We start from the raw sequence: 16635 nt of genomic DNA, 5'->3' as shown, positions 1-16635 counted from the left end.
TAGTAAAGAGACAACGCTCTCCGGGGCGTAAGCCCTTGCGCCCCGGAGCGGACTTGTGGTTATTGGATAAAAATTGCTTCAAGTATGAGAAACAGCGTGCATCCAAAGATATGAATTCATGGACAAGTTTACATAATCTACAATCTACATCTAGGAGAACGCATAATTATGGTTATTAACGGCACTGCAAGTTCAGATGAGTTAGAAGCCAAACAGAATGACCAGGTATTTGGTCTGGAGGGAGATGACATTCTGGACGCCTCCAATGGTCAAGGAAATAATTTGCTTGATGGTGGTTCTGGTAACGATAAGCTTTTGGCCAACAATAACGATACCTTAAAAGGCGGTGCTGGAGAAGATAATTTATATGCTGTAGGTAGTTCAGGTGGTAACACCCTTGAAGGTGGAGAAAATAACGATCAACTTTTCGTAGTCGAGGGTAACAATAACAACCTCGATGGTGGAACTGGAGACGATCAGCTGACTGTTTCAGGTGGAAATGGTTACAACACTCTAGTTGGTGGATTGGGTAATGATCGACTAAATGTATCCAACCCAACAGGGAATAACATCGTTTCTGGTAACGAAGGTGATGATATTCTGATTGGGGGATTAGCTAGCGATCAGTTATTTGGCGGCGCTGGTGATGATATTCTGTTTGGTGGTGTAAAAGGAAGCCAACTAACAGGCGGTACTGGAGCAGACCGCTTTTATATTGGTAGTGCAGGCGTTACGGAAGTAGCTGTTGAAGTATTAGATTTTACGAAAGGTCAAGATAAAGTTGTAATTGCTGCTATCCCGGAAGTCCAGGGTTTTGCCAATCTGATATTAGAGCAGACGGGGGCTGATACAACCGTTAAAGCCAATATAGGTGGTAGTGTTAAGGCATTAGGAATATTAAAAAATATCCAAGCCAATACTATCACAGCAAATGACTTCAACTTTATAGTTCCCATTTTCTCAATTGCTAACGCTTCTGCTGTTGAAGGAAATGCGATCGCTTTCACCATCACCCGCACAGGGGATGCTCAAGCTGACCAAACTGTTAATGTATCCACAGCGATAAATACAGACGACACAGCCAGCAACACTGATTTTACGACAAAAACCGAAACTATCACCTTTAAACAGGGCGAAACTCAGAAAACCTTCACAGTACAGACAACTCAAGACGCGGTGTTTGAAAGTGATGAAACTTTTAGCGTCAGTTTGAGTAATCCTACAAATGGGGCGATTATTGATTCGACGAAAGGGACAGCGAAGGGGACAATTACCAACGATGACCTAGCGCCAATATTTGCGATCGCTTCATCCTCTGCTGTTGAAGGAAATGCGATCGCTTTCACCATCACCCGCACAGGGGATGCTCAAGCTGACCAAACTGTTAATGTATCCACAGCGATAAATACAGGAGATACAGCCAGCAACACTGATTTTACGACAAAAACCGAAACTATCACCTTTAAACAGGGAGAAACTCAGAAAACCTTCACAGTACAGACAACTCAAGACGCGGTGTTTGAAAGTGATGAAACTTTTAGCGTCAGTTTGAGTAATCCTACAAATGGGGCGATTATTGATTCGACGAAAGGGACAGCGAAAGGGACAATTACCAACGATGACCTAGCGCCTGTATTTGCGATCGCTTCGTCTTCTGCTGTTGAAGGAAATGCGATTAATTTCACCATCACCCGCACAGGGGATGCTCAAGCTGACCAAACTGTTAATGTATCCACAGCGATAAATACAGGGGATACAGCCAGTGACACTGATTTGACAACAAAAACCGACGAAACTATCACCTTTAAACAGGGCGAAACTCAGAAAACCTTTACAGTACAGACAACTCAAGACGCGGTGTTTGAAAGTGATGAAACTTTTAGCGTCAGTTTGAGTAATCCTACAAATGGGGCGATTATTAGTTCTACTAATGGTACAGCCAAGGGGACAATCACCAACGATGACCCAGCGCCTGTATTTGCGATCGCTTCATCCTCAGCAAATGAAGGAAATGGGATTAATTTTACCATCACCCGCACAATTGATATTCAGAGTGAGCAAAGCATAACTGTATCCACAGCGATAAATACAGGGGATACAGCCAGTGACACTGATTTTACGACAAAAACCGAAACTATCACCTTTAAACAGGGCGAAACTCAGAAAACCTTCACAGTACAGACAACTCAAGACGCGGTGTTTGAAAGTGATGAAACTTTTAGCGTCAGTTTGAGTAATCCTACAAATGGGGCGATTATTGATTCGACGAAAGGGACAGCGAAGGGGACAATCACCAACGATGACCCAGCGCCTGTATTTGCGATCGCTTCATCCTCTGCTGTTGAAGGAAATGCGATCGCTTTCACCATCACCCGCACAGGGGATGCTCAAGCTGACCAAACTGTTAATGTATCCACAGCGATAAATACAGGAGATACAGCCAGCAACACTGATTTTACGACAAAAACCGAAACTATCACCTTTAAACAGGGAGAAACTCAGAAAACCTTCACAGTACAGACAACTCAAGACGCGGTGTTTGAAAGTGATGAAACTTTTAGCGTCAGTTTGAGTAATCCTACAAATGGGGCGATTATTGATTCGACGAAAGGGACAGCGAAAGGGACAATTACCAACGATGACCTAGCGCCTGTATTTGCGATCGCTTCGTCTTCTGCTGTTGAAGGAAATGCGATTAATTTCACCATCACCCGCACAGGGGATGCTCAAGCTGACCAAACTGTTAATGTATCCACAGCGATAAATACAGGGGATACAGCCAGTGACACTGATTTGACAACAAAAACCGACGAAACTATCACCTTTAAACAGGGAGAAACTCAGAAAACCTTCACAGTACAGACAACTCAAGATGCGCTGTTGGAAAGTGATGAAACTTTTAGCGTCAGTTTGAGTAATCCTACAAATGGGGCGATTATTGATCCGACGAAAGGGACAGCGAAGGGGACAATTACCAACGATGACCCAGCGCCTGTATTTGCGATCGCTTCGTCTTCTGCTGTTGAAGGAAATGGGATTAATTTTACCATCACCCGCACAATTGATATTCAGAGTGAGCAAAGCATAACTGTATCCACAGCGATAAATACAGGGGATACAGCCAGTGACACTGATTTTACGACAAAAACCGAAACTATCACCTTTAAATCGGGCGAAACTGAGAAAACCTTCACAGTACAGACAACTCAAGACGCGCTGTTGGAAAGTGATGAAACTTTTAGCGTCAGTTTGAGTAATCCTACAAATGGGGCGATTATTGATTCGACGAAAGGGACAGCGAAGGGGACAATCACCAACGATGACCCAGCGCCAATATTTGCGATCGCTTCATCCTCAGCAAATGAAGGAAATGCGATCGCTTTCACCATCACCCGCACAGGGGATGCTCAAGCTGACCAAACTGTTAATGTATCCACAGCGATAAATACAGACGACACAGCCAGCAACACTGATTTTACGACAAAAACCGAAACTATCACCTTTAAACAGGGCGAAACTCAGAAAACCTTCACAGTACAGACAACTCAAGACGCGGTGTTTGAAAGTGATGAAACTTTTAGCGTCAGTTTGAGTAATCCTACAAATGGGGCGATTATTGATTCGACGAAAGGGACAGCGAAAGGGACAATTACCAACGATGACCTAGCGCCTGTATTTGCGATCGCTTCGTCTTCTGCTGTGGAAGGAAATGCGATCGCTTTCACCATCACCCGCACAGGGGATGCTCAAGCTGACCAAACTGTCACTGTATCCACAGCGATAAATACAGACGACACAGCAAGCGACAATGACTTTAAGGCTAAAACCGAAACTATCACCTTTAAACAGGGAGAAACTCAGAAAACCTTTACAGTTGAGACAACTCAAGATGATAAGTATGAAAAAGATGAGTTGTTCACTGTCGCTTTGACTAATCCCACAAATGGAGCGATTATTAGTTCTACTAATGGTACAGCCAAGGGGACAATCAACAACGATGATATCCCAATGGCGAAAAATCCTGATAACGATATCTTTACGCTCAAAGGTATTGATAAAGCGAGGCTCAAAGTCACTCTGACAGGTCAAAGTTCTAACCTGGTGAATGAACTGGGTGTATTTACCGTTGATGATACTAGTGGTAAGATTGGGAGCGATCGCGCCGCATATGTAAAAGAAAATTTGGCAAAAGCGCAGATAATTTTCTCGACTATTGCCAATGTTCCCAATGGTTTTGATACCAACAATCTTACACGTGTGTTGGAATTTGATGGCGATGTCAAAAACCTGCGATTCTATTTAGTCAGAAACAGCACAACAGAATCTGTAGTGCGGGGACAAACCTCAACTACAGAGGTATTGTTTGGTGATGCTTCAGTACAAAAGTTTACAAGCTTGGGTGCTGATAGCTATTCCCTAGCTTGGGAGGATGGCTCTGGTAATAGTACTGACTTTAAAGATCTGGTTGTCAAGCTAGAATCAACAAATGATCCGTTACCTCTGGGTACAAAGCTCCAAGGAAGTGCAGATGGGTCAGAAGTCATTGATTTACGGAACCAGACAAAAGAAGTAACAGCTAGCTTTACAGTTTACAGAGAGGCTGCTTACAACAACTTAGTGGGATTTTATCAAGTAGACGATGCAACTGGACGTATTGGCACCCTCAATCCTGGTGACGCTGGTTATGCTCAAGCAGCTGTAGGTAAGCGTGTTGTGGACATTGACCTGAGAGTTAGCAACCAACAAATTGCTACCTTTGCTGACAAAAAATTCTCACCAGGTGCGATATTTGCGCCCTTTATCATCACCAATGGAGTGACAGTAGATCAAGTTCTCAATGGACAAGTCAGCCAAATTTACTTTGCTTACATTGGAGCCAACTCAGACAAGGTTGATCATGTCCGCCTGTTAGGGAATAATATCTTTGGCTTTGAAGATCTACCAGGTGGTGGTGACAGAGATTTCAACGATGTGATTGTAAAAGTCGATTTGCAATAGGTTTACTTAAAAAACCATGACTGGCTCGTAGGTAGTACCACTACCCCTACAAGAAAGGTTAGCTAATAGTGGTATTAGCTAACCTTTCCGACTATTTAGCCCTATTAGAGCAGAATTATAGGACTTTATTTAGTATTCTGTTGAATTATTTTACAAATCTAAGTATATGTAGAATGGGCATGGCCCACTACATCTAGGTTTTGCTGGGCATTGCCTAGCTTCGGTTTATTTCAAAAATGAAATGTTAGTTCTATATCAACCATGATATAGCAAAATACTATACTATGGTAAGTAGTATTCCCCAATAATTTATGTAAGCTTTTAGGCTAATAATAGATAAGATGTCATCAAAGGTTTTTTTGTAACCTATTATTCATTAGCGATCAGCAAAAAACCGTAAATAAACTGATTAACCAACCTCGATATGACTTATACGAAAAGCGCTGTTCAGGACTTTCTCACGACTCTAGAAGGGATGGAGCAATTACCTACCCAAGCAATTGATACTTTATCACAACAATTACAAGCATTACGGTACCGCATAGGTCAGAAAATTATCGGTAAAGAGGATATTCCTGAACGAGTCACAATAATTTATCAGGGACAAGTGCGTTTGTTAGGATACGATCCGCAAACACAAATCCCAATCACCTTGAAATTGCTGCAACCAGGGGAAATTCTGGGCGAAATTGGCTTGTTGCGCCAGGTAGGTTGCGAAACAGCGATCGCCTCTACAGAAGTGATATGTTTAACCTTAAGCGCGGCTGAATATCTCCGTCTGTTGTCTTCATATCCAGCTTTTGCGAATGTTAGGCAAAACCGCGCTCATGCGGTGGAAGTGTTCGATGTCCTAGGTGTAGAACTGGCAAAGCAAGCTTTAGCCAATGGTAATCTCAAAGAACTGGTAGAACAAGCTTTACCAGAGGCGCAGGTACATTACCTCCCATCGGGAAGAACTCCCGCGAAGGAACTGGATAGCAATTACATGTGGTTTGTGAGTGGTGGGGGTACTGTCACGAATTTCTCCCCTAATTCACGTTTAAATTTACAGGAGGGAGGAGAGGTCATCCATGTGGGGAAAAATCCAGCCAGGTTGATTGGTTTATCCCCCTCGGCTTTGTCATTTGGCGATCACCATCAGGTATCTTTGGCGATCATCGATACTCCAGCCCAAAGTCCAGACGAAGTGGAAATTCCCTACGCATCCGACGAAGAATTTCCCCGCGCCGCATCCAAACAGCCAAAAAATCAACAAAAATATCAAAAATACCCATTTTTTGGCGGTAAAGGGGAATTAAATTCCACCTTCGCCTGTTACCAAATGCTGACAAAGCACTTGGGAATCCCCTTTCGTCGGGAAGTGGTACGTCGCATCTTAAATGAGCAAATAAAACGCCAAGGTAGTATATCATTTCAACTTTGTGCTTACCTATCAGAGTTAATTGGACTCAAGTCTCATTTGGTAGATATACCCGTCGCTTCATTGACGCGGATTCCCACACCGGCATTGATTCGCTATCGTGATAATTATGCAGTTTTATATGCAATAGATGCGAGTACTGCGGTTGTGGGTGTACCATCACGAGGGATTATCCGGTGCAAACCCGCTGAACTGGTGGAGCAATTTGAATTTGATGAGAACAATCAACTGAGGATATTGCTAGTTTCTGCAACCAAAGAAACACCCCAAGAACGCTTCGGGTTGCAGTGGTTTCTACCCTATGTATCACGTCATCGCCGAGTTCTAATAGAAGTATTTATTGCTTCCTTTTTTGTCCAATTAGCAGCCTTGGCAAACCCGCTAGTTGTTCAATTAATTATCGATAAAGTCATCGTTCAAAATAGTATTAATACCCTGAATGTTTTGGGGGTGTTGTTACTAGCAGTTGGTATATTTGAAGCAATACTTACAACATTGCGGACTTATTTATTTGTTGATACTACAAACCGGATAGATATGGGTTTGGGGTCACAAATTATTGACCACTTACTACGGCTACCACTACGTTATTTTGAACGCCGTCCTGTAGGTGAACTGTCCACACGCATCAACGAGTTAGAAAATATCCGCCAGTTTCTGACAGGTACGGCGTTAACAGTGGGTTTAGATGCGGTATTTTCGGTGGTTTATATCATCGTTATGCTGTTCTATAGCTGGCAACTTACCTTGGTAGGTTTAGGAACAATTCCCATCTTTATCATTATCACCTTAATTGCCTCTCCCACTGTGAGTAGACAATTACGCGCCAAAGCCGAACGCAACTCCGAAACTCAATCTTATTTAGTTGAGGTGATGTCGGGGATTCAAACAGTAAAAGCCCAAAGTATTGAATTGCGATCGCGCTTTTCTTGGCAAGAACGTTATGCTCGCTATGTAGCAGCAGGCTTTAAAACAGTTGTCACTTCTACCCTCGCCAATTCTACCAGCGACTTTCTCAACAAACTCAGTAGCTTGCTGGTGTTGTGGGTAGGAGCTTATCTGGTACTAAAACAAGAATTAACCCTAGGGGAATTAATTGCTTTTAGAATTATCTCAGGTTACGTCACAGGTCCAATATTGCGCTTGGCTAAAATTTGGCAAAACTTCCAAGAAACAGCCTTATCTCTAGAACGTTTAAGTGATATTGTCGATACACCACAAGAAGGAGAAACCGACCGCGATAATATTCCCTTACCTGCAATTCTCGGCGCAGTGAAATATGAAAATGTTTCCTTCCGATTTGCAACTAGTGGACCACTACAACTTTCCAGCGTCAATCTCGAAATCCCTTCAGGAAAATTTGTCGGGATTGTGGGACAAAGTGGATCTGGTAAAAGTACTATGATGAAATTACTGCTCAGGCTTTATGATACAGAAGCTGGCAGGATTTTAATTGATGGTTACGATATTTCTAAAGTAGAACTTTATTCCCTACGGCGACAAATTGGCGTAGTTCCCCAAGATCCACTGCTATTTGATGGCACTGTACAGGAAAATATCGCCCTGACAAATCCAGATGCGACAACAGAGGAAATTATCATCGCTGCGCGGATTGCTGTTGCACATGACTTTATCATGAACTTGCCCAACGGTTACAATACGCGAGTTGGTGAACGGGGTGCGGGACTTTCGGGGGGACAACGCCAAAGAATTGCGATCGCTCGTTCGATTTTACAACGACCAAAATTATTAGTTTTAGACGAAGCGACTAGCGCTTTAGATTACCCCACAGAGCGACAAGTCTGTCTCAATTTAGCCCAGGATTTCCAAGGAAGTACAGTATTTTTCATTACTCACAGACTCAACACTGTGAGTCATGCAGATGTCATCGTTGTTATGGACGGTGGGAGAATTATAGAACAAGGAAGTCATCAAGAATTAATGGCTGCTAAAGGTCATTATTACTACCTATATCATCAACAAGAAGTCAACTTGTAACTGTTAGTAGTTGCGCTAATACCGCTCCCTTCATCAAGAGCGCTAAAGCGCAACTACAAACCATTTAACTGTTCACTGATTCTTTATCCAAAATACAAAATTGCTATGACTCAACTAAATGGAAATAGCTTCAATGGCAACAATGGTAACGCCAAGCAAGATAATAGAGCTAATTCAGATTCACGAGTTGCACTGGCGACTACATCCCCTAAAGGGAGTTTAGTTAACTTAAAAGATGATAACTTCGAGCAAGCTGTTGTCTTGCGTCAATCTCCAGTTTGGTCGCGCACCATCATGGTGACATTGATGATATTAGCCTGTTTTGGGATTACTTGGGCTTATCTTGCTAAAATCGAGCAAGTAGTACCAGCGACTGGTCAATTAAAGCCAGAAGGAACGGTTAAAGATGTTCAAGCTCCTGTGAGTGGAGTTGTGACAGCTGTTTATGTTAAAGATGGACAAGTAGTAAAACCAGGGGATTTGCTGCTGACTTTTAATTCCGTCGCTACCCTTGCAGAATTAAACTCTTTAAATAAGATTCGTGCTGCATTAATTCGCGAAAACGATATTTATCGCCGATTGATGGGAGCTACTTCTGCTCAAGCTACTGAAATAGAATTTTTGCGTGGTAACTTGTCACAAGAAGCTGCATTTTTGTTGAAAAATCGAGCAGCAATAGTTGCAGAAAATGACTTATTGCGTACTCAATTAAAAAATTCTGGTACAGATACTGCACTAGGAAATGATGAACAACAACGCTTGAGAATTGCTAAAACAGAATTAGATTCTCGTGCGGCCGCAGCCCAATTAGAAGTCGAAAAAATTAAGAAACAACTCACTCAAACCCAAGTAAAACGGGCTGATACTCAATCAAGTTTAGCCATCCAGCAGAGAATTTTGAATAAACTGCAAATCTTGGCGGAAGAAGGTGGTATTTCTCAGCTTCAGTATCTCAACCAACAACAACAAGTCCAAAATCTTCAAGCAGAAATAGCTCAATTATTTGAGGAAGAAAAACGTCTCAATTTTGATATCGAAAAAGGGCGACAACAATTAACGAATACGGTAGCTGGTTCTGATAAAACTATTTTGGATAAAATCGCTGATAATAAACAGCGTCTTGCCCAAATTGATAGCCAATTCATGAAAATTATCCTGGATAATGAACAGCGTTTAGCAGATACCACTAGCAAAATTGCTCAAACGCAGTTGAATATCAAGTACCAAGAACTCCGCGCTCCTGTAGGGGGAACTATTTTCGATTTACAGGCCAAAAACCCTGGATTTGTGGCTAACCCCACAGAAAAAGTGATGCAAATTGTCCCCAGTGAAAACTTCATTGCTGAAGTATTTATTACTAACAAAGATATTGGCTTCGTTCGCAAAGATATGAAAGTCGATGTCAGAATCGATTCTTTTCCTTACAGTGAGTTTGGCGATATTAAAGGCGAAGTAATCAGCATTGGGTCTGACGCCTTACCACCAGATCAAACACATCAATTTTATCGATTTCCTGCGCGTATTCGCTTGGATAAACAATATTTAATCATTAAGGATAAAAAGGTCTTTTTGCAGTCGGGTATGTCACTCAGTGCTAATATTAAAGTCCGTGAAGAACGAACGGTAATTAGTCTATTTACTGAGTTGTTTACGAAACAAGTTGAAAGTCTCAAAGAGGTGCGCTAAAATACTTGTCATTGGTCATTGGTCATTGGTCATTTGTCATTTGTCATTGGTCATTTGTCATTGGTCATTTGTCATTGGTCATTTGTCATTGGTCATTTGTCATTGGTCATTGGTCATTGGTCATTGGTCATTTGTCATTGGTCATTTGTCATTTGTCATTGGTCATTTGTCATTGGTCATTTGTCATTTGTCATTGGTCATTTGTCATTTGTCATTTGTCATTTGTCATTTGTCATTTGTAAGGGTTTTGAGTATATTTGCGTTTCGTAATTTCGCTTGATTCTGACAGACTTACGTTGTCTGAGGCGATAGGGAGGGGCACAGTATTGCTGTGCCCCTACTGCGTTATAATGTAGGTAATGATAATTTAGATGGGCAATGCCAAGCCTACAAATACTAAAATATTAGTTATCAGCTATACAAAATTTGGGGAAATTTAGCAGTATATTGATACCAGAAAAATGAGATTGACAACTCATTTATAGTTGAGATTAAATACTCAAATTTATGTCAGAAGAACCAACAAAATCGGCTCTTCCGTACAAAGCGCGTGCTGAATTTATTAAATAATCAGCTTGAAACCCTGCCTGAGATACGATAATAGCCATTATTTTCTGTATTTTTGGTCAAATTGATAAAAATTAAATCATGAACGCCTGTAAGTCTTAATTTAAAAGCAAATTTATAGACTTTAATTAATAATTAAGCACGCGCTTTGTACGCAAGAACCGAATTAGATCGGCGAGCAGATACTATTGAGCGTGATATTTTGGAGATTAAAAATATTTTGTCCTATCATTACAACCAAAAGTCTTTGCGGGATGACGATTAAGATTTTTTACCCTGTGGGGATTCTTCCTAGGGGCAAGGTATTTCCGTACCCCTAGGAGGAATGGGAAATTAACTAGACAACCACAGATGGTTTTTGCTCAAAGTAAGCTTGCAAAATCCTTTCTGCTATTTGACGACTAGTTAAACCTAATTCAGCTTTAGATTCATCTGGTGTCGCATGGTCTACTAACACATCTGGAATCCCGATGCGCTTGACAGGAACGACAACATCTGCATCTAATAGAGCTTCGGCGACTGCAGAACCAAAGCCACCCATGACACAGCCTTCTTCTAAAGTGACGACGCGCCCAATTTTCTTAGCCAATGGCAAAATCAATTCCGTATCCAAGGGTTTAGCAAAACGGGCATTGATCACAGTGGCTTCAATACCGTGTTCGCTGAGAATTTCAGCAGCTTGCATACTTGGATACACCATTGTGCCATAGCCAAGAATTAGCACATCATCGCCGTTGCGAAGAATTTCCCCTTTGCCGATTTCCAGAGGTTCCCAGCCTTCTTCCATCAGCGGGACGCCGTAGCCATTGCCACGAGGGAAACGCATAGCGATTGGTCCTGTGGTATGTTCAACACCAGTGACAATCATCCGTTGCAGTTCTGCCTCGTCTTTGGGTGCCATCAGTACTAAGTTAGGAATGCAACGCAAATAAGCGATGTCATACATACCCTGGTGGGTGGGTCCATCAGCACCAACAATTCCCGCCCTGTCTAAGCAGAAGAACACGGGCAGCTTTTGAATGCAGACATCGTGAATAATTTGGTCGTAGGCACGTTGCAGGAACGTAGAATAGATGGCGGCGACGGGGCGCATACCTTCACAAGCCAGTCCAGCCGCCAAAGTGACAGCGTGTTGTTCGGCAATACCGACATCAATATATTGATTGGGTAGTTTTGCTTGTAGTTTATCTAAACCTGTACCCGTGGCCATTGCTGCGGTAATTCCCACAATTTTGGGGTTTTGTTCAGCGAGTTTTACTAGGGTGTGGGCAAAGACTTTAGCATAAGCCGGTGGTTTGGGTTTGCTGGAAGGAATCGCTTTACCAGTTGTCAAATTGAAGGGGTTTTGGGCATGGTAGCCTACTTGGTCTTTTTCAGCAATTTCATAGCCTTTACCCTTGACTGTCACCACATGCACTAACACAGGCCCTTGTATTTGATGTGCCTGTTGGAAAGTGGTAATCAATTCCTCAAGATTATGTCCATCGACTGGGCCCATGTAGGTAAAGCCCAGTTCTTCAAAAACCGCGCCGACTTTCGGAACCGCTAAACGCTTCATTCCTTCTTTGATGCGTCCGAGTTCGGGAGACAGGGATTCACCCACGAAAGGAATTTGCTTGAACTGTTCCTCAAAATTATCTTTGAAAAATTGCACCGGTGGACTGAGGCGCATTTTGTTGAGGTAGCGAGGAATTGCACCAACGTTAGGAGAGATAGACATCTCATTGTCGTTGAGAACAACCAACAGGTTAGTTTTGGGCATATGTCCCGCATGGTTGATGGCTTCTAAGGCCATACCCCCAGTTAAAGCCCCATCACCAATGACGGCGACGGCTTTAAATTTTTCCCCTTGCAAATCTCGCGCTAAAGCCATACCCAAAGCGGCGGAGATACTGGTGGAAGCATGTCCGGCACCAAAGTGATCGAACTTGTTTTCACCCCGCTTGAGATAACCGGCTACTCCATCTTTCTGTCTGAGGGTATGGAAATCGCTGTAGCGTCCGGTAATTAGTTTGTGGGGATAAGCTTGGTGTCCTACATCCCAAATAACTTTATCCCGATCTAAGTCCAGTGTCTGGTAAAGCCCTAAGGTTAACTCTACAACACCCAAGCCAGGTCCGAGGTGCCCTCCAGTTGCAGCTACCGTTTGCAGGTGTTTATCTCGAATTTGACGGGCAATTTGTTGCAGCTGGCGAATCGATAAGCCGTGCAACTGATTGGGATGGGTGATTTCACTCAGATGCATATTATAGGGTTTTCCTCTCTAATCTCTACTTCTGGTATTTCTGATTTTCCCACAGCCGGGTTATCTATAGAATCATCAGGTGTTGCATTAAGTTACAAAAAAACAATAAGTTTATGCTCCTCCTTGAGTCCTAAATTAACAATCTCCGGGTAAAAAATCAAATTTAGGCATTGTTTATTACAAGTAATAAAGTATTTTTTCTAGCATGTGTATAAATGATACAATACTTGGGAAGTCGGCAGAACCCAATAACCGTAATATTTATGCTCGCTTAAAGTCTCTCCCCTTATAGGGGAGAGGTTGATAGTATAGTTTGCGACTTTTTAAACAACCTCTAACGGGAATTTGGATCATTTGGCGCAACTGGAACTTCTGGCGTCTCCGCTTGCTTTTTTTGTCGTTGCAAATACTTACTTAATACATAAGCCATATCGCCACGAGTCATAGGAAGTAATGGGGAAATGTTCTTTTGAGCATCTGTATTGATAAATCCTTCGCTAATTACGGTGGCGATCGCTTTTCTCGCCCAAATCGGAATAGAACCCGCATCTGGATAGGGAGCAAGAATTTCATTGACAGTTTTATCGGTAAACTGAAATACACCATAAGCTTGAGCAAAAATTGCCAAGGCTTCGGCTTTTGTTACCCGTTGATTAGGAAAAAACATATTGCCTCGATAGCCTTTCATAATATCAGTTCTCAGAACTATTTCAATATCCTTGAATGCCCAGTGAGATAATGGTACATCTGATGGTGATATTAAAGTTACATTTGGGGCAGGTTGGCGTTTTTCTAGGTTAAATGCTTTTACCAAAATTACGGCTAGTTCTGCACGATTGATCAAGCGTTCTGGATAAAAATTGCCATCAGAAAAGTTGCTCATTAACTTGGCGTCAATTACCTTTTGAATAGACTCAGGTGATATTGCCACATTACTTTCTGGTACTTGAGCTTGAACAACTATCGGCAAGCTTTGGATCAGTAATGCTACACAAAGAGTACCTAGTAAATGCTTCATAATTTTCACTGGTTTTATTTTGCTATTCTCCATGTACTAATATTATGTTCCTACCGTGACATCTCCTACACTGATGCAACGCATACAGTGTAGGCTTCCAAGACAATCCGGCTATCGCTTAGGAGGCTCTTGGCTTTAAGAACGGAATGCCCTACCGCCCTATTTTTTATATTGATTGCAGCATTATGGTCACGGTCAAGACTGCATCCGCAATGTGGGCAGTTGTGCCATCTTTCGTGTAGCTTTTTAGGTACTTTTGCGCCACAATTAGAGCAATCTTGGGATGTGTTCTTGGGATTAACAGGTATTACCAACAAACCAGCATTTTCGGCTTTGTTTGTTAGTATTGATAAAAAGTTGCCCCAACCAGCATCATGTACAGATTTAGAAATTCTAGACTTTGAAATTCCTTTGATGTTTAAATCTTCATGTGCAATTACGTCATATTTTTTCAGTAAGTTGTTAGCAGTTTTAAAGTGGAAGTCTTTGCGCTTGTCAGCAACTTTTTTATGCTGTCTACCCAATTTTTTAACAGCTTTTTGTCTACGATTACTACCTTTTTTACGTCGTGAAACACGCTTTTGGATAACTCTCAAACGTTTCTGCGCTTTGCGATAGTGTTGAGGAATAGCTACTGTTTCACCATCAGCAGTCGTCAAAAACTCTTTTAATCCCATGTCAATACCAGTTATAGACTCTGGGTTAAAGTCAGGTTTAATTGTAGGAACTGTACTATCTTCCAAGCTGAGGGACACATAATAACCATCAGCTTTTTTAGTTACAGAAGCGGTTTTGATTTTCAAGCCATCTGGGATAGGTCGATGAACAATAACTTTCACGTCCCCTATCTTTGACAACGTAATTTTGTTGTTAACAAAATTACATTGCTTAAATTGTGCGTAAGTAAAAGTCTTATATTGACCTTTACCCTTGAATCTAGGTCTACCAGACTTTTTGCCATTAACGTCACCCTTTAACCATCTGTCAAAAGCTAATTCAACTCTTTTAGGAACTTCCTGTAACACTTGAGAGTGAATTTCTTTGTACCAAGGTCTATCAACTTTCAGTTGAACCAAAGATGCTTTTTGATTGTAGTATAATGGTTGTTCCTTTAACTCTGGTAAGTGACAAATTAATGGGCATCCATCAATAGGACAGCGATTCATTTCATACCAGTCGAATCTTTGTGCCAATAAATAATTATACTGACAACGCAACATTTCCAAGGTTTTATCAATCTTTTCTGCTTGTTCTCTATTTGGCTTGATTTTGTACTGGTATGATATTTTCATTACTTTACCCTTAGTTTCGACCTGTCTATGATATTAACATAAATGTAACGACGTTGTGCTGGCATTTATGAAAAATAAAACATTGAATTTAAGGATATCTGAGCGCAGATTGAATAAACTACGGTTATATGCGAGTCAGAACGATAAAACCATGACTCATATAATTGAAGACTTTATAGACTCGCTCAAAGTTAAAAATGGTGATTCCGCACTTCGTGCCGCTTCTCTACGAGCGCCGAAGGCTACGCTAACATCGACCCCACTCCCTAATCAACCTAGCGGTTGATAGTGGTCGGAGGTCAATTCGTCATCACCCCGCCATTCATCCCACGCTCCCCTTCGGGTGAGTCGTGGGGCTTCTGTCGGTTCAAGCTAAATAGGAACATTGCATCCCACTCATGGCTAAAATGACCCAGATTAATGTAACAAAGTTGCCAGGTTTTGAAAAAAAAATAAGTAGGTGGGCACAAATAAAATTCACAGGCGTTGGTCGTCATTTGTCATTTTTTATTGGTGAGCCACGTTGCTGCTTTGGTAAGCGCAAAAACTCACAGCCAGGCTTTTAGACTCCAAAAAGTAAAATTTTGGCGTTCCCGTAGGGGATTTTAAGTTTTCGATTGCTAATGATGTAGTATAGTCTGCGGTGATAGTGCCATCTATATAGTCCATATTTCAGGAGTTTTGAGAATGACCCTAGCAGCAGACCCCGTTAAGTTGATGAAGCAAGAAGTTGGCAAAGCAGCCGCAGCCCTGGTCAAATCGGGTTCGATTGTCGGGTTGGGTACGGGGTCAACCACGGCGTATACAATTCAATTTCTCGGAGAACGCCTCGCGTCTGGCGAACTCAAAGATATCGTTGGTGTTCCCACTTCGTTTCAGTCGGAAGTATTGGCAAAACAATACGGCGTCCCTCTCACCACCTTAGACGCAATTGACCATATCGATATTGCCATTGATGGCGCGGATGAAGTTGATCCCCAAAAGAATTTGATTAAAGGTGGCGGTGCAGCACATACCCGCGAAAAAGTAGTAGACTATCTCGCGAATCAATTTATTGTTGTGGTCGATAGCGGTAAGTTAGTAGAGCGCTTGGGTTCTAGTTTCCCTGTACCCGTTGAAGTGATCCCAATGGCAATTACTCCCGTCACTAATGCCATTATCCAACTGGGTGGGAAACCAGAACTGCGTATGGGTGTGAAAAAAGCCGGCCCAGTTATCACCGACCAAGGTAACTTTGTCTTAGATGTCAGATTTGACTCTATTGACGACCCTGTAAACCTAGAAAAAACACTGAATAATATTCCTGGTGTACTAGAAAATGGTATTTTCGTCAACTGTGCCGATTTAGTTTTAATTGGTGAGGTTAAAGACGGTCAACCCCTAGTGCGACAAATATAAGCGATGAGGGGGC

General features: G+C 42.0%; 8 protein-coding genes. 5 read left to right on the top strand and 3 right to left on the bottom strand.

The features are described from left to right. Positions 1–168 precede the first annotated feature (168 nt). From HEQ19_30570 to HEQ19_00515, 4 genes are all read left to right on the top strand, one after another. Positions 169–4998 carry a Calx-beta domain-containing protein gene (locus HEQ19_30570; protein WZI67080.1) on the top strand — a complete coding sequence of 1610 codons (4830 nt, stop codon included), beginning with the start codon at positions 169–171 and terminating at the stop codon, positions 4996–4998. A 424-nt stretch (positions 4999–5422) separates the two neighbouring features. Further along, a complete protein-coding gene (locus tag HEQ19_00525; GenBank protein WYL98234.1) occupies positions 5423–8416 on the top strand; it encodes a peptidase domain-containing ABC transporter in 2994 nt (997 codons plus the stop codon). A gap of 105 nt (positions 8417–8521) precedes the next feature. Further along, complete coding sequence (locus HEQ19_00520; GenBank protein WYL98233.1) at positions 8522–10102, top strand: HlyD family efflux transporter periplasmic adaptor subunit; 1581 nt, start codon at positions 8522–8524, stop codon at positions 10100–10102. A 5-nt stretch (positions 10103–10107) separates the two neighbouring features. Continuing rightward, the gene (locus HEQ19_00515; protein WYL98232.1) at positions 10108–10344 is read left to right on the top strand and encodes a hypothetical protein; all 237 of its coding nucleotides are present in this window, start codon (positions 10108–10110) and stop codon (positions 10342–10344) included. Positions 10345–11006: 662 nt separating this feature from the next. On the opposite strand, the gene dxs is transcribed toward HEQ19_00515, so the two are convergent. The 3 genes from dxs to HEQ19_00500 form a co-directional block, all read right to left on the bottom strand. Continuing rightward, positions 11007–12914: a 1-deoxy-D-xylulose-5-phosphate synthase gene (gene dxs / locus HEQ19_00510; protein WYL98231.1), complete on the bottom strand. Its 1908-nt coding sequence runs from the start codon at positions 12912–12914 to the stop codon at positions 11007–11009. Between the two features lie 334 nt (positions 12915–13248). Then, on the bottom strand, positions 13249–13932 hold the full coding sequence (locus HEQ19_00505; GenBank protein WYL98230.2) for an S-layer homology domain-containing protein: 684 nt from the start codon (positions 13930–13932) through the stop codon (positions 13249–13251). A 65-nt stretch (positions 13933–13997) separates the two neighbouring features. Next, on the bottom strand, positions 13998–15224 hold the full coding sequence (locus HEQ19_00500) for a transposase (protein WYL98229.1): 1227 nt from the start codon (positions 15222–15224) through the stop codon (positions 13998–14000). A 687-nt stretch (positions 15225–15911) separates the two neighbouring features. On the opposite strand from HEQ19_00500, the gene rpiA reads away from it, so the two are divergent. Continuing rightward, the gene (gene rpiA / locus HEQ19_00495) at positions 15912–16622 is read left to right on the top strand and encodes a ribose-5-phosphate isomerase RpiA (GenBank protein WYL98228.1); all 711 of its coding nucleotides are present in this window, start codon (positions 15912–15914) and stop codon (positions 16620–16622) included. Positions 16623–16635: the final 13 nt, after the last annotated feature.

Origin of the sequence: Gloeotrichia echinulata CP02 (genome assembly GCA_038087035.1) — a bacterium.
Taxonomy (GTDB): Bacteria; Cyanobacteriota; Cyanobacteriia; order Cyanobacteriales; family Nostocaceae; genus Gloeotrichia; species Gloeotrichia echinulata.
Note: the sequence above shows the minus strand (reverse complement) of the source record. Positions and strands in the feature narration are given on the sequence as shown.

What these genes read in the sequence shown, in the direction of transcription:
- HEQ19_00500 (WYL98229.1), bottom strand. Translation starts at nt 15,224, where the DNA reads ATGAAAATATCATACCAGTACAAAATCAAGCCAAATAGAGAACAAGCA.
- rpiA (WYL98228.1), top strand. Translation starts at nt 15,912, where the DNA reads ATGACCCTAGCAGCAGACCCCGTTAAGTTGATGAAGCAAGAAGTTGGC.
- HEQ19_00520 (WYL98233.1), top strand. Translation starts at nt 8,522, where the DNA reads ATGACTCAACTAAATGGAAATAGCTTCAATGGCAACAATGGTAACGCC.
- HEQ19_00525 (WYL98234.1), top strand. Translation starts at nt 5,423, where the DNA reads ATGACTTATACGAAAAGCGCTGTTCAGGACTTTCTCACGACTCTAGAA.
- HEQ19_30570 (WZI67080.1), top strand. Translation starts at nt 169, where the DNA reads ATGGTTATTAACGGCACTGCAAGTTCAGATGAGTTAGAAGCCAAACAG.
- HEQ19_00505 (WYL98230.2), bottom strand. Translation starts at nt 13,932, where the DNA reads ATGAAGCATTTACTAGGTACTCTTTGTGTAGCATTACTGATCCAAAGC.
- dxs (WYL98231.1), bottom strand. Translation starts at nt 12,914, where the DNA reads ATGCATCTGAGTGAAATCACCCATCCCAATCAGTTGCACGGCTTATCG.